Below are 564 nucleotides of genomic sequence, written 5' to 3' on the forward strand. Positions count from 1 at the left end.
AGCTTCATCTTTTTCACGTTCTTGTTCTTGTAATAAAGATCTTTTTCCTACATAAACGCCACCCAATACACCAACAATTAAAGCAATGATAGCGAAGGCAATTTCAGTAAATCCCATAGTTTCACCTCCGTATCTATTTAATTGTGTTCTTATTTTACATAAATATTAAAATACTATAAAACATGCATTACATGCACATAAGTTCATTTTATATTTAAGTGGAATGAATGTCAATCAAGTCGGCAATCAAAAGCATGATAGCCTTTTCAAAAAAGAGGCAAAAAATGCCTTTCCCATAGTGATTCAAAGGGAAAGGCACGTTGGTTATCCATTAAAAATAAATTTTATTCTGTTTCTTCTTCAAACAATGCCACTTCTGCTTCATCATTTGCTTCTAAGGCCGCTAGTTCTTCTTCGCTTAATTTACCATTTTGGCCAAAACCGAAGTGTTGACGAACTTGTCCATCAATGGTTTCACGAATTTCTGGGTTTTCGCGTAAGAATTGTTTTGCATTCTCACGACCTTGACCGATACGGTCTTCACCATATGAATACCAAGAGCCA

1 pseudogene is annotated in these 564 nt (G+C 35.1%); it reads right to left on the reverse strand.

The features are described 5' to 3' along the window. Window positions 1-344: 344 nt before the first annotated feature. Window positions 345-564, reverse strand: a pseudogene (locus tag ACRCJ0_RS18830) (recombinase RecA); the annotation flags it as partial.

The sequence above is a fragment of the Aerococcus sp. L_32 genome, assembly GCF_050689315.1.